The sequence below is a fragment of the Saccharopolyspora tripterygii genome, assembly GCF_054778355.1.
This window is the reverse complement of the sequence record NZ_BAAGZP010000042.1, coordinates 12,397-29,199: the sequence shown is the minus strand read 5'-3', so window position 1 is coordinate 29,199 and position 16,803 is coordinate 12,397. Positions and strand designations below refer to the sequence as shown.

The 16,803-nt window shown below is 68.5% G+C and carries 16 protein-coding genes and 2 pseudogenes; 6 read left to right on the top strand and 12 right to left on the bottom strand.

The window, feature by feature from the left end; translation table 11 throughout:
• Positions 1-21: 21 nt before the first annotated feature.
• The 3 genes and pseudogenes from ACYVF3_RS29785 to ACYVF3_RS29775 all read right to left on the bottom strand — a co-directional run.
• Positions 22-228, bottom strand: a complete 207-nt coding sequence (locus tag ACYVF3_RS29785) for a hypothetical protein (RefSeq protein ID WP_461157603.1) — start codon at positions 226-228, stop codon at positions 22-24.
• 12 nt (positions 229-240) lie between these two features.
• Positions 241-720, bottom strand: coding sequence for an IclR family transcriptional regulator (locus ACYVF3_RS29780; protein ID WP_461157602.1), 480 nt, complete (start codon positions 718-720; stop codon positions 241-243).
• A gap of 257 nt (positions 721-977) precedes the next feature.
• Positions 978-1,055, bottom strand: a pseudogene (locus ACYVF3_RS29775) (hypothetical protein); the annotation flags it as partial.
• Positions 1,056-1,356: 301 nt separating this feature from the next.
• Between ACYVF3_RS29775 and ACYVF3_RS29770 the strand changes: the two are divergent.
• Both ACYVF3_RS29770 and ACYVF3_RS29765 read left to right on the top strand, forming a co-directional pair.
• Positions 1,357-2,220 carry an LLM class F420-dependent oxidoreductase gene (locus tag ACYVF3_RS29770; RefSeq protein ID WP_461157601.1) on the top strand — a complete coding sequence of 288 codons (864 nt, stop codon included), beginning with the start codon at positions 1,357-1,359 and terminating at the stop codon, positions 2,218-2,220.
• On the top strand, positions 2,217-2,708 hold the full coding sequence (locus tag ACYVF3_RS29765; protein WP_461157600.1) for a nuclear transport factor 2 family protein: 492 nt from the start codon (positions 2,217-2,219) through the stop codon (positions 2,706-2,708). Before ACYVF3_RS29770 ends, ACYVF3_RS29765 begins: the two co-directional genes overlap by 4 nt.
• A gap of 179 nt (positions 2,709-2,887) precedes the next feature.
• Here the strand turns inward: ACYVF3_RS29765 and ACYVF3_RS29760 are convergent, their stop codons facing one another.
• A complete protein-coding gene (locus ACYVF3_RS29760; protein WP_461157599.1) occupies positions 2,888-3,508 on the bottom strand; it encodes an SDR family oxidoreductase in 621 nt (206 codons plus the stop codon).
• Between the two features lie 333 nt (positions 3,509-3,841).
• On the opposite strand from ACYVF3_RS29760, the gene ACYVF3_RS29755 reads away from it, so the two are divergent.
• The gene (locus ACYVF3_RS29755) at positions 3,842-5,014 is read left to right on the top strand and encodes a serine aminopeptidase domain-containing protein (protein ID WP_461157598.1); all 1,173 of its coding nucleotides are present in this window, start codon (positions 3,842-3,844) and stop codon (positions 5,012-5,014) included.
• A 157-nt stretch (positions 5,015-5,171) separates the two neighbouring features.
• Here the strand turns inward: ACYVF3_RS29755 and ACYVF3_RS29750 are convergent, their stop codons facing one another.
• Complete coding sequence (locus ACYVF3_RS29750; RefSeq protein WP_461157597.1) at positions 5,172-5,927, bottom strand: SDR family NAD(P)-dependent oxidoreductase; 756 nt, start codon at positions 5,925-5,927, stop codon at positions 5,172-5,174.
• Positions 5,928-6,216: 289 nt separating this feature from the next.
• Entirely contained in the window at positions 6,217-6,714 is a 498-nt protein-coding gene (locus tag ACYVF3_RS29745; protein ID WP_461157596.1) for a MarR family winged helix-turn-helix transcriptional regulator, read from the bottom strand.
• Positions 6,715-6,874: 160 nt separating this feature from the next.
• On the opposite strand from ACYVF3_RS29745, the gene ACYVF3_RS29740 reads away from it, so the two are divergent.
• Both ACYVF3_RS29740 and ACYVF3_RS29735 read left to right on the top strand, forming a co-directional pair.
• A complete protein-coding gene (locus ACYVF3_RS29740) occupies positions 6,875-7,225 on the top strand; it encodes a hypothetical protein (RefSeq protein WP_461157595.1) in 351 nt (116 codons plus the stop codon).
• Positions 7,192-7,947, top strand: a pseudogene (locus tag ACYVF3_RS29735) (aconitate hydratase); the annotation flags it as partial. The gene ACYVF3_RS29740 and the pseudogene ACYVF3_RS29735, both read left to right, overlap by 34 nt.
• 177 nt (positions 7,948-8,124) lie before the next feature.
• Here the strand turns inward: ACYVF3_RS29735 and ACYVF3_RS29730 are convergent.
• A complete protein-coding gene (locus tag ACYVF3_RS29730) occupies positions 8,125-8,607 on the bottom strand; it encodes a GNAT family N-acetyltransferase (RefSeq protein WP_461157594.1) in 483 nt (160 codons plus the stop codon).
• Positions 8,608-8,930: 323 nt separating this feature from the next.
• On the opposite strand from ACYVF3_RS29730, the gene ACYVF3_RS29725 reads away from it, so the two are divergent.
• Entirely contained in the window at positions 8,931-10,541 is a 1,611-nt protein-coding gene (locus ACYVF3_RS29725; RefSeq protein ID WP_461157593.1) for a GMC family oxidoreductase, read from the top strand.
• A gap of 31 nt (positions 10,542-10,572) precedes the next feature.
• Here ACYVF3_RS29725 and ACYVF3_RS29720 read toward each other — a convergent pair whose 3' ends face one another.
• The 5 genes from ACYVF3_RS29720 to ACYVF3_RS29700 all read right to left on the bottom strand — a co-directional run bounded on the left by ACYVF3_RS29720 (position 10,573) and on the right by ACYVF3_RS29700 (position 16,183).
• Positions 10,573-12,153 carry an ABC-F family ATP-binding cassette domain-containing protein gene (locus tag ACYVF3_RS29720; protein ID WP_461157592.1) on the bottom strand — a complete coding sequence of 527 codons (1,581 nt, stop codon included), beginning with the start codon at positions 12,151-12,153 and terminating at the stop codon, positions 10,573-10,575.
• Positions 12,154-12,654: 501 nt separating this feature from the next.
• On the bottom strand, positions 12,655-12,858 hold the full coding sequence (locus ACYVF3_RS29715; protein ID WP_461157591.1) for a type II toxin-antitoxin system antitoxin: 204 nt from the start codon (positions 12,856-12,858) through the stop codon (positions 12,655-12,657).
• A gap of 101 nt (positions 12,859-12,959) precedes the next feature.
• The gene (locus tag ACYVF3_RS29710) at positions 12,960-13,877 is read right to left on the bottom strand and encodes an SPFH domain-containing protein (RefSeq protein WP_461157590.1); all 918 of its coding nucleotides are present in this window, start codon (positions 13,875-13,877) and stop codon (positions 12,960-12,962) included.
• A gap of 262 nt (positions 13,878-14,139) precedes the next feature.
• Positions 14,140-14,751: a GH25 family lysozyme gene (locus tag ACYVF3_RS29705; protein WP_461157589.1), complete on the bottom strand. Its 612-nt coding sequence runs from the start codon at positions 14,749-14,751 to the stop codon at positions 14,140-14,142.
• A 139-nt stretch (positions 14,752-14,890) separates the two neighbouring features.
• Positions 14,891-16,183, bottom strand: a complete 1,293-nt coding sequence (locus tag ACYVF3_RS29700) for an Nramp family divalent metal transporter (protein WP_461157588.1) — start codon at positions 16,181-16,183, stop codon at positions 14,891-14,893.
• Positions 16,184-16,803: the final 620 nt, after the last annotated feature.

The following is a 16,803-nucleotide window of genomic DNA, read 5'->3' as shown; positions in this document are numbered from 1 at the left end:
CGGCGAGGTCGGCGCACGGCTTCAGCGCGCCTCCCGCTCATCGAGCTGCCCGGTGTTCTCCTGCGGGTGCACGCGCAGGTGCGCGACGTGCACTCCGCAGGTGACCACGACGTGGTGATCGGCGAGGTCGTGGAGCTGGAGAACCCTGGTGTTCTTCCGGGGTGGTTTCGGAATCGTCCCGGAACCCGGCCCTACCGGAGGTCTGGGACTGGGGCGAGGGCTGAGCACGATCCGGCGGTGTCAGAACCAGTCGCTGTTTCCCGCTGCCATCATCCGGTCCAACGTCGCGCTCGACCAGGTATTCTCGGCCTTGACCCCGTGCATTCGCTGCCACGAAAGGGATCTCGGCACGCGCGGGTGCAGAGCGTGGGCGACCTGCCGCGCCGCGTCGACCACCAAGGGCGCCACCTTCTCCAGCGGTGCCTGCACCTGGCCGACGACCGAGATGCTGCCCACCGGGCCTTCCGGTCCGCGGATCGCGGCCGCGACGCAGCCCAGCGAGCGGACGCACTCACCCCGCTCGAAAGCCAGCCCGAAGCGCTGGCGGATGCGATTGAGCTCCTGGTGCAGGGTCCCGAGCTCGGAGATCGTTCGGTCCGTCATCCGCCCGATCTCCTCGCCGAACAGCTCGTCCACCGCTTCGGGCTCGATCCAGGCCAGCACAGCCTTGCCCAGAGCGGTGGAGTGCGCAGGCACCCGGCTGCCGACTCGCGAGGGCACCGACGCTGCGAACCGGCCCCCACTTTGTCCAAGTAGCACATCTCAGCCCCCTCCAGAACCCCGAGGTGGACGACCATTCCGGTCTTCATGTGGATGTCGTGCAGCAGCGGGGCGGAGGCACTGCGCAGATCACCGTGAGCGTGGGCCTGGCCGCCGAGGCTCAACGCGCGCCGACCGAGGGAGTAGCCGACGGCGCTGTGCCGCAACCATTCGAGCCGGACCAGCTGATCCAGGATCCGGTGGGTGGTCGACCTGGGGAGCCGGGTTCGTCGAGCGACATCCTCCAGCGTGAGTCGAGCCGAGGAGGGCTCGAACGCATCGAGGATCAGGGTCATTCGCTCCACCATCGACGGTGGCCAGTCGCGACGCGAGGAGTCAACGTTCTCGCGAACGGAAGGGACGGTCATGGTTTCCCCTCGGCCCGGTTCATCGGCGAACAGAACTGAAATGAATTCCAGCTTCCGTGAGGAACGGTAGCAGCGATGTGCATGATGCGAAAGTCCTGATCTGACGCCGTTCGACCCGGCAACTCGCACACGACGCGGCGAAGTCTTCCCGGTGACCGAGACGAACCCTTCAGGCAGCGGCGCACTCGACTAGACGTGGTCGAGGGCTTCCACCAGAAGGGATGTGCGGATGAAGATCGGCATCGCGAGTCCGATCGTGACCCGAGTGCCCGGTGCGCATTCGGAGTGGGAACGCGCAGCCGACGTCGAGGATCTCGGCAAGATCGCCGAGACGGCCGACCGGCTCGGGTTCCACCACCTCACGTGCAGCGAGCACGTGGCCGTGCCCAGCGACGTCGCCGAACAGCGCGGTGCGACCTACTGGGACCCCCTCGCCACCTTCGGCTACCTGGCGGCGCGCACCACCACCATCCGCTTCGCCACGCAGGTCCTGGTGCTCGGCTACCACCACCCGCTGGAGATCGCCAAGCGCTACGGAACCCTCGACCGGGTTTCCGGCGGCCGGCTGATCCTCGGAGTCGGCGTGGGCAGCCTGGCGGAGGAGTTCGCCCTGCTCGACGCCCAGTTCACCGGACGGGGACCCCGTGCCGACGAGGCGCTCGCCGCGCTGCGGACGAGCCTGTCACAGCGCGAGCCCGCGCACCACGGCGAGCACTACGACTACGAGGGCTTCGTGGTCGAACCGCACGCCGTTCAGGATCGGGTCCCGTTGTGGATCGGCGGCCGGACCACCCGATCCCTTCGTCGCGCGACCACGCTCGGAGACGGCTGGGTGCCGTTCGGGCTCAGCTCCGAACAGCTCCAGGAGATGCTGGCCAACGCCGGCGCGCGGGAGGGGTTCGAGGTCGTGCCGCCCGCAGGTCGGCTGCTGGACCCCTCCGGGGGCCCGGAGGCGGCCCGGACGCGGATGGACGCTGTTCGCCACCCCGGCGCCACGATCGTGAGCGTCCAGCTGCGGGCGCGGTCGGTCGAGCACTACTGCGAGCAGCTCGAGGCACTGGCGAAGCTCAACCCGGCCGGAGGCGACCGATGACCGAGCCAACCGCGAGCCTCGCCGACCTGGAAGTCCGCCTGCGGCAGCTCGAAGACGAGCAGGAGATCACCCGGCTGATCACCAGCTACGGCCCGCTGGTCGACAGCGGGAGTGCCGAAGAGGTCGCCGACCTCTGGGAACCCGAGGGCACCCACGACGTAGACGAGCTGACGATGCACGGCCGCGACGAGATCCGCGCGATGATCTCCGGTCCGCGGCACCAGGGTTGGATCGCCGCCGGCTGCGCGCACTTCCTCGGTCCGGCGCACGTGACCATCGAGGGCAACGACGCCGTGGCCGTGTGCCACTCGCTGATGATCGTGCACGACGGTGGCCGGTTCGTGGTGCGCCGCGCCACGGCCAACCGCTGGGAGCTTCACCGCTGCGCTCAAGGCTGGCGCGTCACGAGGCGCACCAGCCGGGTTCTTGACGGACGGGAGGAATCCCCCCGGCTGCTGGCGGCACTGGGCTTCGACCCCGCGCCGTGAGGACGGCCTCGGGGGACCGAACCGGACTGCGGGCGCCGGGCATCAGCAGCCGCGCTGAGCGGGTGTGGGGTCCGCGATCGTGGCACCGCGACCCCACACCCTGATCATCACCGAAAGCCGTTGTGCGCCTGCGGTGTCCATTCGCCGCTGGAATCGCCACCGCCCCGCCGCAGCAGCTCCTAGAAGTGATCCGGTCCGCGCAAGGTCGCTTCGGCGCCACCGTCCGCGTAGAGCACCTGGCCGGTGATGTGCGTGTTGTCCTCGCTGATCAGCCACGCCAGGGCGGAGGCGATGACCGAGGGCTCCGAGTGCCCGTTCAAGGGCATCGGCACCGCCTCGTCCATGACCCGGGTCATCTCCTCGTCGGCCAGGAGCGACTCCACCATCGGGCTCAGCACCACGCCCGGCGCCACGGCGTTGAGCGGGATTCCGGCACCGGCCCAGTCCTCGGTCACCGACACCCGGCGCAACCACTGCGCGAGCGCCGACTTGGACGAGGGGTAGAGCTTCTGGCCACCTCCCTCGGCGACCACGGCGTCCGCACGGTCCACCGCCGACCGCTCATCGCCGGCCAGGCACGCCTCGATCACGGCCTGATCCACCGGCCGCGTGCCGGCGATGGAACCGACCACCGCCGCACGTGGTCGCGGCCCCGCCGCGAGCACCGGACGAATCCCCTCCAGCAGCCGAACGACGCCGAAGTAGTTGACCTTCACCGCGAGCGGGTCGACGGTCGAGACTCCGGCGCAGGCGACGATCCCATCGAGCCGTCCTCCGCTGCGGTCCGCGACCTCGTCCACCGCGGAGGCGCGCCCCTGCTCGGTCGCCAGGTCGGCCTGAACGTCCGCGGTGTTCGATCGATCCCGATCACGGTGTCGCCCTGGTCCCGCAACATCTCCACCAGGCTCTTGCCGATTCCCGATGCCGATCCGGTCACGGCGATTCGGCGTGTCATCGCGTCTCCTCACACCAGTCGTCCGCAGATTCGTGCGGCACACCCGAGCACATACCTATCGGAATCAATCACGCTGCCGTTCTCACCGTTACCGATGAGTGGGACTTGCGGGCGGAGCGTCCGACGACGTGCGGTTCGCTGTTTGACGACGCCGCACACCACGACGGGAGGAACGACCGTGAATCGGCTGTCCCCGACCGCGCTCGTGACCGCGACCGCACTGCTGCTGGCCGGTTGTTCCATGGGGGAAACCCCGCAGCCCCGGCCGACCCGCGGAGCCCTGACCCAGTCCGCTCCGCTGGATCATCAGCGCCTCGGCCACGCACCGCACGAATGGCTCATCGACTACGCCTCAGAAGACGCCCGCGGCAAGCCGATCACGGTGTCCGGAACGGTGTCGGTGCCCACCACACCCCCACCGCCGGGTGGCTGGCCGGTGATCAGCTGGGCGCACGGCACCACCGGCACGGCCGACATGTGCGCTCCCTCGGCCGACCGGCCGGGAGGCCCGGTGCACGACTACGTCGCGCTCACCGACCGGACGCTGGACCGATGGCTGGCGGCCGGGTACGCCGTGGCGCAGACCGACTACGAGGGGCTCGGCACCCCTGGCGAGCACCCGTACCTCAACGGCCGCAGCGCGGCGAACGCGGTGACCGACATCGTCCGCGCGGCCCGCGAGCTCGATCCAGGAATCGGCACCCAGTGGTTCGCGGTGGGACACAGCCAAGGAGGGCACGCGGCGCTGTTCACCGCCGCGGCCGACCAGCGCGGCACCGGGCTGAACCTGCGCGGTGCGATTTCCCTCGCACCCGGCGGTTTCCGGACCGGCGACACCGCCGCGTACTTCCAGGAGCTGACCGGTGAGGACCGCGTGCGCGCGATCCTGCCGTTCCTGCCGACGATGCTGATCGGGTCCGCCGCCGCTGACCCGGGAATCGTGCCGGCAGACCTGCTGGACCCGCAGGCACGGCCGGTGTTGGACGCCGCACGTCAGACCTGTCACGGCGGCATCAAGGACGCAGTCGCCTCGGTGCGCGCGGACCGCATCTTCCGGGAGGGCGCCGACCTCGACGGGCTCACCGAGTACCTGAGGTCGCAGGAGCCCGAGGACGTGGCGCTGCGGGTCCCGACGCTGGTGCTGCAGGGCACCGAGGACGTGCTGGTGGCGAAGCCGGGGACGGACCAGATGATCCAGATGCTGTGCTCCCGCTACCCGCAGGTCGGCTACGAGACCTTCGAGGGGGCCGACCACCGGGGGGTCATCGACGCCGCGCAGCCCTCGGCTCAGCGGTTCGCCGGGTCGCTGCTCGCTGGAGGCGAGGCCCCGACGTCCTGCTCCGGTGCGTGAGTCACGCATCCGCCGTTCAGCCGGAAGCCGCGGCGTCTCGTGGTCGATGATCGCGTTCGTCATCATCGACCACGAGATCCCGGCATCGAAATCAGCTCGCCCACGACTGGCCACGAACGCGAAACGCGCCCGTCCGGACCGAGAACGACACCGCTGATCAACGGAGCTTGATCGCACCACCGTCGGCCATGACCGTCTGCCCGGTCATGTACCGGGCGTCGTCACCGGCGAGGAAGGCGACGATGGGAGCGACATCGCGGTCCGGGTCGCCGAAGCGACCGAGCGGAACCTTCGACGCCGACAGCTCGTACTGCTCCGGGCGAGCCTCAGCCCACTTGACGACACCACCGGTCAGAGCCATGGGGCACACCACGTTGACCCGGATGTTGTGCTTCGCCCACTCATTGGCGACGACCCGGCTGAGCCCGCCGATGGCCTCCTTGGCCGCTGCGTACGAAGCCTGGTTGGGCTGGCCTTCGAGCCCGGCCCCGGACCCGAAGTTGACGACCGCGGCACTGCCCGCCTTCTTCAGCTCGGGAAAGGCCGCGAGCATGAAGTTGCGGGTGGCGTAGAGACCGGTGTCCATCGCGAGCTTCCAGTCGTCATCGGTCTGCTCCTCGAAGGGCTTCTGCCGCGACACGCTGGCGTTGTTCACCAGCACGTCGAGCTTTCCGAAGCGCTCCACAGCCTTCGCCACAGCAGAGCGGGACACCTCCGGATCGGACACGTCACCGCGCAGCAACACGATCGACTCACCGAGCTCCTGAACCAGCGCCTCGCCGGCCTCCTCCTGCAAGTCCACTACGACGACGCGGCAACCGCGCGCGGCGAACAGCCGGGTGGTCGCCCCTCCGATCCCGGAAGCACCTCCGGTGACGATCGCTACTTTGCCTCGAAGGCTCTGGTCTTCCATCGGGATCTCCTGGTGCGAGCAGAACTGAATTGCGAGCCGAATCTGCGGTGTTCCGGCCGAAGCAGCAGCAGCGAGCCGGAAACCTCCACCCGCGCATCGGATTGCGGACTTCTGCCGGAGAGGCCACCACCGCTGCGGCGATGCTACCGACGCTTGAGCTCTCGGCCTTCGAAGCGGGCAACGACCGAGCGGCCGCGGGCGAGCCGACCCATCAGCGCTCGGCGGACCTCCGAACGTCCCATCGCGCCGCGTCGTTCGATCGCGTGCGGCGGCGCGCCACGAGTCGGACTCACTTATCCCCAGCAGACGTCGCGTCACACTGCGGTGAACGTTCGAGGGGCATGCCCTCCAGTCGTTCGATTCCCTGGTTGAGCTCACCCAGCAAGGTCAGGAAGTGCTGCGTCACCTCATCCGGCCACTCCGTGGTCGCGAGGAGTCGCGCCGTGCCTTCGAGGCTGATCTCCCGGTCGGCCCGGAGCTGTTCGAGGCCGAGGGATGTGGGGCGGTACTTGCGGGCCATGCCTCCGTCGGGATCCGGGATCCGCTCGACCAGCCCCTTCTGGAGCATGGGACTCACCTGCCGGTTGATGGTCGAGACCCCGACGTGGAACGTGTGCGCCAGCTCCTTGAGCGTGAGCGGCTCGTCGACCTCCAGCCGGGTCAGCAGGACGTAAGCCGAGCGTTCGAGCTCCTGGCCCGAGCGAGGTCCGCGCGAGGCCACGAAGTGCCTCGACAGGAGGGTCAGCTCCCGTTCGAGGTCGATCAGCCGACGCTCTCCTTCATCCATGAGTCCGTCCTCCCTGCACCACGGTGTCGCCCCGAATCATCGCGCACGCCCCCCACCGCGCACCCCGCACGGCATCGGATTTGTGCACTATGCACATCGTGTTCATAATGAACATTTCCCTTGATCCAGCTCTCCACGAGCACGAGAAATGACGTGACGCGTGAGCCCCGAAGCCTCCGAGAAGCAACCCGCCATCACTTACCCGCACGAGCGGGAGTGCCCCTTCAGCCCGCCCACCGAGTTCGCCCACCTCCGCTCCACCCCGGGCCTACCGCAGGTCCAGGCCTTGGAAGGTGCCGAACCGCGGCTGATCACCCGATACGACGACGCCAGAACCATCCTGTCGAGCTCGGGTCTGTCAGCGCGGCTGGACAGCCCGGGCTTCCCGTTGTTCAGCCCGAGTGACGTGCAGCAACGCGACGACAAGAGCGAAAGCCTGATCCGCACCGACGACCCCGAGCACCTGACGCAACGGCGCAGGCTGTCGCGGCCTCGGCGCTCACCGGAGTGATCACCGACCCGCGCGATGCGGACCAGGACTACCCCGAACTCGCGCTCCCGGACAACGCATCGGTCAACACCGCCATGCTCGTGCGCCCCCTCCCGGAGGAGCAGGCACGCGCGGTGGAACTCGTCAAAGGACCCAACATATCCGCTCTTCCGGACTTCCCACCGCTGTCCGACAGGTTCGAGGCACCGGTCCTGCTCAAGGCCGGTGACCACGTCTCGACCGACGAGATCTCCCCGGCGGGCGCCCGCGCGCTGCCGCTGCGCTCCAACATCCCCGCGCTGGCCGAGCACACCTTCACGCGGATCGACACCGACTACCCGAACCGCACCCGCTCCCACCCCGAAGGCCACATCGTGGTCGGCGGGCACAACTACGGGCAAGGCTCCTCCCGGGAACACGCCGCGATCGCACCTCGCTACCTCGGACTGCAGGTCGTGATCGCGAAGTCCTTCGCGCGAATCCACTGGCAGAACCTCGCCAACTTCGGCATCGTGCCGCTGGAGTTCACCGAGCCCGACGACTACGACGACATCGCGGTCGACGACACACTCCTCATCGACGACCTGCGCAACCACCTGTCGACGGGCGACGAACTCGACGTGCACCAGACCACCCGCGACCGGAGCTTCCGAGTGCGCCACCGACTGTCCCCTCGACAGGTCGAGGCGGTGATCGCAGGCGGCGTGATCCCGCTGCTGGCATCCGGCGCCAGCAGCGGCTGAACCAGGTTCTCCAACTCTCGGGTGGGCCGACCGCCGACACCGAACACCGGGCAGTCTCGTGGGGGTGGGGGAAGTTTTCATGAAAACTTCCCCCACCCCCACGAGAGCACATCGTTGAGCTCCAGCACGCCCCGGACCAGTTCGGCGCACGGCCATCGGCCGGTGAGCCGTTGAGCTTCACGTGCTCGCCCGGCTCTTGACGTATTCGAGCTTGGTCAGCCCTGCCTCCTCCCACCGCTGCCCGAGGCCCCAGCCGCACGCCTCGTAGAACGATCTGGCACTCGTATTTCCCGCGAACGTCTCCAGCCGGATCGTTGAGTGCTCGGCGACGAGAACCTCTTCGGCGTGCTGGAGCAGAACGCGTCCCAGACCCCGACGGTGATGGTCCGGGTCCACCATCATCAGGTCGACCGTCGGGCCGTCGAGGATGGAGAAGCCGAGCACCCGGTCATCCTGACTCAGGCAGTGAACGCCGCCCCGCTCCAGGTGACTCGTCACGTGGGCGTCGGAAGCGCCGCTTCCGATGAACCCGTTCACCGCGTCGTCGCCGAGGAAACCTCGGTAGCACGCATCGATCGTGCGGCGCGCGAGAGCTTGGAGACCACCGAGATCTCTCCTCACGGCGGGACGGATGGTGGGCTGGTGCGGTTCTACCGTCATCGCGTTACCGGGTTCCTTCGTGGTGGCGGGCGTCCGACCGTAGCAACGCAGTCGCTGCTCGCTCGAACCGTTTTCCCGAGATCGCCGAACCCGCGACGGGCTCCCGCTGCCGAGCCCTCACGCCCGCAGTTCGGATCGCGCACCACCGGCGGACGTGCCGTGGCCTTCGGTGCCCGGCCGTTCTGGTTGCGAACAGCGCGATGGCACCGAGCGGTGTCGCTCTGCCACGATCGGGCGTGTTGCACGCCCCGCACAGGCCGAACGGCTTGCCTCGTGGCAGCACCCGTGAGTACGAACCGACCAGGAGGAATCGGAGGTGGCTCATGCAGAGCGCGGTCGATGTCATCATCGTCGGGGCGGGATCCGCGGGGTGCGTGCTCGCGAACCGGCTGACCGCGGACCCGAGGCTGTCGGTCCTGCTGCTGGAAGCCGGTCCCCGGGACCGCAACCCGCTGCTGCACGTCCCCAAGGGCTTCGGCAAGCTGCTGGGAAGCAACCGGTTCGCCTGGCACTTCCCCACTGAACCGGTCGGCTCGACCCGACGTCGCGAGCAGTGGGTTCGCGGGAAGGTGCTCGGCGGGTCCAGCTCGATCAACGGCTTGATCTACAACCGAGGTCACCAGGCGGATTACGACGCGCTCGCGCACCGCGGCAACCCCGGCTGGGGCTGGGACGAGATGCTGCCCGCCTTCCAGGCGATCGAGGACCACGCGCTGGGCGACGGGCCGACCCGGGGCGTGGGTGGGCCGCTCGGGGTGAGCATCGCCGATCCCGAGGATCGGTTGTGCGCGGACATGATCGCGGCGGGCGCCCGCACGGGGTTCGACGAGCGAACCGATGTCAATGATTCCGATGACGAGCGCATCGGCTACTCCCCCGTCACCATCCGAGGGGGCAGGAGGGTCAGCGCGTCGCGAGCGTTCCTCAGCCCGGCAGCCCGTCGGTCCAACCTCCAGATCGTCACCGGGGTGATCGTGGAATCGCTGCTGTTCGATGGCGACGCGGTCACCGGCGTCCGAGCACGCAAGGGCGGCAGCACCGTCGACTTCCGGTGCGGGCGTGAGGTGGTGGTCTGCTCGGGGAGCATCGGCAGCCCCAAACTGCTGCAACTGTCCGGGATCGGGCCGGGCGAGGTGCTGCGCCCCCTGGGGATCGCGACCAGGGTCGACGCGCCCAACGTCGGCGGACGACTGCGCGAGCACCGCTGCGTGCCGCTGCAGTTCAGGTTGAACGCCGATCTCGGCCACAACCGGCATCTGCGCGCGCCGGTGGCACAGGCGCGTTCCGCGCTGCACTACCTGCGCACCGGCAAGGGGCCGCTGGCCGGACCTTCCTTCGACATCATCGGTTTCGCCCGGAGCGACCCGGGGCAACCGCGGCCCGACGCTCAGATCCTGCTCGCGCCGTATTCGTTGAAGCCGTACCAAGCCGGCGGTGAAGCCGAGGTCGAACACGCTCCGGGCGTGCAGGGAATCGGGTACGCGCTGCGACCCGACAGCGAAGGCCGCCTGATCATCACCTCCGCCGACCCCAGCGCCGAACTCACCATCGAACCGGGGTTCCTCACCACCCACCACGACCGCGAGATCACCGCCGCCGTCTTGCGCCGGATGCGCGACCTCTTCGCTCAGCAACCGGTCGCGCAGCACATCATCGAGGAAACGGTTCCCGGACCCGGAGTCACCACCGACAACGACATCAACGACGTGGCGCTGACCGAGGGGCACTGCGGTTTTCACGCCGTCGGCACCTGCGCCATGGGGCCGAACTCCGAGGACGTCGTCGACCCCGAGCTGCGAGTTCGCGGGGTGCGCAACCTCCGCGTCGTCGACGCGTCGGTCCTGCCCACGATGGTCTCCGGCAACCTCAACGGACCCGTCATGGCCGCGGCATGGCGAGCCGGCGACCTCATCACCGAAACCCTCGCGGACTGAACAGGATTCATCGCGCCGTCGAGCGCGGAGGTCACCACGGCTTCGCTCCCACCCGCTTGAGGTGCAGCCGCGGCCAGTCCGCCACATCTCGCAGGAGTTGCCGGTCGTGGGTGGCGACGACGACCGCGGCTCGGGTGCGGCGGATGGCGTCGGTGAGCTCATCGACCAAGGTGGCCGAGAGGTGGTTGGTGGGCTCGTCGAACAGGACCAGGTGCGGCCGGCAGGCCAGGGCGAGGGCCAGCTGGAGTCGGCGTTGCTGACCTTGCGACATGCGAGAAACCGGGATCCGGCTCGCGTCGCGGTCGAGCAGGCCGAGCGATGCGAGCGCGGCCGCGTCGCCGAGCACTCCTCTGGTGACGAGCCGCCCTACGTGCTCGTCGTAGACCTCATGAGCGGTCCGGTCGGGGTCCCACCGGGGCACCTCCTGGGTCACGAGCGCGACGCGCTCCGAGGCGGATCGGGTGAGCGAACCCGCATCGGGCGCCAGCTCGCCGCCGAGAACCGCGAGCAGGGTCGACTTGCCGGCGCCGTTCTCCCCGGTCACGAGCAGCCGATCACCGGCATCGATCGCCAACGAGACCGGACCGGGCAGACGACCTCCCACTTCGACGTCAGCGGCGCGCAGCAGCGACGCGCCGGGTCTGGCACCCAGCTCCGGCCAGCGCAACGTCAGAGGCGGAGGAGGAACGGTGATCTCGTGCGCCTCAAGCGCATCGCGCTGCCGGTTGAGCGCCTGCACCACACCCGGGGACCGGGACTGGCGCTGGTGCTTTCCGGTCCCCTTGACCGGGCGCCACCCCGTGCTCAGACGATCCCGCGCCCGGGACACGGCATCAGCGAGCTGGCGTCGCTCGTCCTGCTGATCCTCGTAGTCCTGGGTCCAGCGTTCCCGCTCCCGGCGACGCGCGTCCTGCCAGGCGTCGTAACCCCCGGCGTGCAACCGGGGACGATCGTCCTGGCTGGGGTCGAGGTCGAGGAACTGCTCCGCCACGTCGCGCAGCAGGGCACGGTCGTGGCTGACGACCGCGACACCGCCGTCGTGCTCCCGCAACCGGCGGGTCAGGAACTCCAGTCCGCCGGCGTCGAGGTGGTTGGTGGGCTCGTCGAGCAGCAGGATGTCGTGCTGGGCCCCGAGCAGGCAAGCCAGTCGCACCCGGTACCGCTGGCCCACCGACAAGCTGGACAGGTCGCGTGCGCGGTCGGTGCAGGCGCCCAACGCCTCGAGGGCGATGTCGACCCGCCGCTCGGCGTCCCAAGCGCCAAGACGTGTGGCGGTTTCGAGCGCCGTGGCATACCGATCGTCGGCACCGCAGGATCCCTCCATGAGGTCCTCGGTCGCTGCGTCCAGGTCCTCCAGCGCGGTCAGCGAGGCACGCAGGGCAGCCGAGGTCAGGGTGCCGACGGTTTCGCCGGATGACGCGGTCAGCTCTTGCTGGGCCACGCCCAGCGTGCCGGTGCGCAGGACTGAGCCGTGATCGGGCACGAGCAGACCGGCGAGCACCTGGAGCAGCGTGGTCTTACCGCGCCCGTTCTCGCCCACGACAGCCAGGCGGGACCGGTGCGACACGGTGATCGACACGTGGTTGAGGACCTCGCGACCGCCCCGGGACACCGATACGTCGCCGGCGCGGACATGCGCACTCGTTCCCGCGGGAAGACGATCAACCGGTCCCGCGGACGGGAACGCGGAAGAGGACGAGGAAAGTTCAGGGTTGTGATGCACAGAGCGCTCCGCACGTCGTGACGAGCGGGCAGCACGACCAGCCGCCCGGATGAACAACCAGGACGGCGAGCGCGGGAGAAGTCAGGAAGGCGCCGCCGTCAGCGGGCGGAACGGACCTTCTGGGACCACAAACCTGAATGCATGCACGACATGTTAGCAGCACAGCCGAGAACGGCCGGGCCGTTGTCGCACCGTCGGTGGCTCATCTCACGAACTCGGGCGACCTCCACACCCGGTCTCGAACGAGCCCTCGCCAGCTCGTCGTAATGCGACGGGGGAAGCGTGCGTTAAGACATCGGTGGCACCGAAGCGTTTTCGGTTCCCGCACGCGCGGTCGCCGGATCAGGTCGGTCGGCCGCGGGGAAGACGGACCGCCCCAGCGGCGAATCGTCAGTCCGAGGTGAGCTTCGGTGGCCTTCCGCGCTTGCGCGGGCCGCTTGCGTCGGAGGGAAGGCGTCCGGCGTCGGCGAGGGCCCGCCGCAGCAGGAACTCGATCTGCGCGTTGGTGCTGCGCAATTCGTCCCGCGCCCAACCGGCGAGCGCGTCGTGGATCGCCGGGTCCAACCGGAGCAGGAACTCCTTCCGCGCCGCCATGTCCTCGCCTCACCGCCTCCCTCGACCGTCCGGGGCGCTTCTCCCCCGACTTTCCCAGCACGCCCGGCCCGCCAGGGCCGACTCCCGCGAGACTTCACCGATCAGTGGTAGAGCGAGCCCGTGTTGACGACGGGCTGGGTGTCTCCGCAGAGCACGACCAGCAGGTTGCTCACCATGGCCGCCTTGCGCTCCTCGTCGAGGTCGACGACTTCGCGTTCGGACAGCTTCTGCAGGGCGAGGTCGACCATGCCGACGGCGCCTTCGACGATGCGCTGCCGAGCGGCGACCACGGCACCGGCCTGCTGACGCTGCAGCATCGCCTGCGCGATCTCAGGGGCGTACGCGAGGTGGGTGAGCCTGGACTCGACCACCTCGACCCCGGCCGCACGGACCCTGGCGGCGATCTCGGCGGAGAGCTTGCCGGTGATCTCCTCCGCGTTGTCCCGCAGCGAGAACGGCTGTTGCTCATCGCCGTCGTAGGGGTAGCTGGTGGCGATGTGGCGCACCGCGGTCTCGGTCTGGGTCTCGACGAACTCGACGAAGCTGTCGACCGCGAAGGTGGCCTGCGCCGTGTCGGCGACCTGCCACACCACGACGGAGGCGATCTCGATCGGATTGCCGTCCGAATCGTTGACCTTCATGACAGCGGTCTCGTGGTTGCGGATCCGGGTGGACACCTTCGTCTTGCTGCTGAACGGATTCACCCAGTGCAGACCGGGAGGGCGGACGGTGCCGGTGTAGCGGCCGAGGAACTGCAGCACGCGCGCCTCACCAGGAGCGACCGCGACGAGTCCGGCCAACAGCACGAGTCCGGCAACGCCGAGCACGAGACCCACGACGATCAGCAGGAGGGCCTCGTCAGCGAGCCCGGCGAGCAGCACCCCGCCGCCGAGGAGCACGAGCACGAGCGCGGCGACGGCCATCAGCACGCCGGAGATCCGGAACGCCTGCTGTTCGGCCACCGGGGATTCGGGCATCCGCACCGGATCCACTGCCTGGTCCTCGGGTTGAACGGCCATGGGGTCCCCCTGACGTCGGAGAGCGTTCCTACTATCAGGAGTCTAGCATTCTGATATCACTTTTTCGGACGGGGGAAGTTTTCATGAAACTTCCCCCACTCCAGGCCGCTCGCTCAACCGGGCACGAGGAATGCACGAGCCGCGACCCCAGCCTGCGACACCGCGCTTCTCCGACTCGATCCCGCGGGAGCGAGCCACCTCGTTTCCCAGGGGCTCGCTCCCGTCGGGGCTTGTCGTTGCGCGGTGCAGTCGCTGAAGACCGTCAGCTCGCCAAGCGCTCCAGGCGAGCGAGACCTTCCTTGTACTTGTTGAGGTCCGTGTTGGTGCCGATGCCGGCGACGCGCCCCTTGCTGGTGTACTGCCAGAAGTCCCAGTCGCCGAAACCGGCTGGCACGGAGGGATCGTCGACGTCGTAGGAAGCCAGCCACAGCGCGTGGTCTCCGAAGGCGTCCGTACCGCCCATGCACTCCCGCCAGAACGACGGGTTGGCGTAGATGATCGCGTCCTTGCCGGTGCGCTCCTTCACCTTCGCGTTGAACGTCGTCGTCCACTGCTGCATCTCGTCGACGCTCAGCCCGTAACAACCACCGGCCTTCGGATCGACTTCCAGGTCCAGCACGGGCGGGAGCGTCTTGCCATCAGTCCGGTAGTCAGCAGTGCTCAAGAAGCGATCCGCCTGCTCCTCGACCGAGGAGGAACCGGGCCTGGCGAAGTGGTAGGCACCGGCGATCAAGCCTGCCTCCTTGGCGCCGTGGTACTGCTCGCCGTAGCGCGGGTTCGTGAAGCTGGTGCCGTCGGTCGCCAGCACGAAGGTGAACTTCTTGCCGTCGGCGGCGACCTGGCTCCAGTCGATGTCGCCGTTGTGGTTGGACACGTCGATCCCCTCGACCGGCGGACCCGGCGGGGCTTCAGGCTCGGCCTGCGTGTCGGGCGCAGCCGGAGCGGCCGCCGATCGTTGCGGAGCCTTCCACTCGTGGGCGTAGGTGTGGCGCCAGCGGTGAGCGCGGCAGGAACTACTGGAACAGTTCGATGATTTCGTTGACCGCGACACCGACGAACAGCAGCAGGCACATCCCCAGCAGGGCGTTCGACAACCACCGGGACCGGTGGGCTGCCGGCATCATCGTCTTGGAGTTCAGCAGCACCAACAGGGTGCCCGCGAGAAACGGCATGAAGAAGGCGCCCAACACGCCGTAGACGATGGTCAGCTGGAACGGCTTGCCCAGCAGCAGCAACAACATCGGCGGGAACGTCACCCACAGCAGGTAAACCCGATAGGGCGCGCTGTGCATGCCGGCCTTGTGGTCGTAATCCGCAGAGGTCTCCGGCGGGGCGTCCTTCGGCAACCGCCAAGTACGCCACCAGTCGGCGAACAGCAGACTCACACCGTTCCACACCCCGATGATCGAGCTGAAGGCGACCGCGAAGAACCCGACCAGGAACGGGATTCGCGCCCACTGACCGTAATCCGAGGCCAACGTGTCGCCGAGCGTCAGCAAGCCCTTGTCGCTGTCGGTCAGATCGTGACCGAGCAGGACTTCCGCACCGACGACCAGCATCGCCACCACGAAGACGCCCGTGGTGACGTATCCGACCGCGTTGTCGGTGCGCATGAACGGGATCCAGCGCGGCGCGCGCCAACCCTTGGCGAACGTCCAGTACCCGTAGGCGGCCATCGTGATCGTGCCGCCAACGCCACCCATCAGACCCAACGCGTAGGCCACGGAGCCTTCCGGCAACCTCGGCACCAAGCCCGCGCCGAGTTCAACCAGGTTCGGGCCGACCAGGATCGCCGTGCCCACCACGGTCACGAACATGACGCCGACCAGCACCGTCATGAGCTTTTCCAACACCGAGTAGCGGCCGAACCAGACCAGCACCAGCCCCGCCAGGCCACAGATGACCGCCCAGCCGCCCACCGGCAGCACCGGGAACAGCGCGTTGAGCGGCAGCGCTGAAGCCGACATCGCAGTCGCCCCGTACACGAAACCCCACACCACGGCATAGATGCCGAAGTAGGTGACCGCCCAGCGCCCCAGCGTCCGCCAACCGGCGAGCATCGTCCGGTTGGACGCCAGGTGCCAGCGGCCGACAGCCTCCCCGAGCGCCAGCTTGAACACCGTCCCCAGGATCACCGCCCAGAACAGCGCATACCCGTAGCGAGAACCCGCCACCAGAGTCGCCACCAGGTCACCGGCACCCACCCCGGTCGCGGCGGCCATGATCCCCGGCCCCACTTGCTTGAACCTGGCGCCCCACGTGGGCCCGGGCTCACCGACGTCCGGGGAAACTGCATCAGATGCCATACCAAGCAACGTAACCCGACAGGGCCGACATCATCATCCAGCTCGACCGAAATGAAACCCGGCCTGAGGGACGACTGCCGCACCATCTCCGCCGATGCGACTCCGAGCAGGTCGGCGACCGGCTTCATCGCCGCCCAATGCGACTCATGCTCGTCGCGGATTTCGCCGACCATCCGCACGGCCCGCTCACGCAGCTCCGGCGGGTACTTCCTCGAACCTGGCAAGGCTCCACCCTTCCCAACAGACGAAGCCTCCCGACATGCCGGGGCGATTCAAGGTGTCCATGAGCGGCGGGCTTGACCACCGGAAGCAGAACAAGAACAGAAAAGGAGGGCTTCCGCTGGCTCTGAACTGCGGAAACCCTCTCACCGGTCGAGACTTCGGGATTCGAACCCACGACCCCTTGTCCCCAGATCCCGCGCCGCTGTTTTACCTGGTCAGGCGAGCCTGACGGCACGAGGGCTGTGGTCCCGCAAGCCTCACGCGGACACGCGCACACCGTGCGGTCCCTTCTTGGTCCTCAGTCGCCGAGATCGCAGAAACTCACACGGTGCCGGGCAATCCAGGCCTTGAGGGGTTCATCCCGTTCCCGGATGTCGCCGCGAACACAACACCCGTCA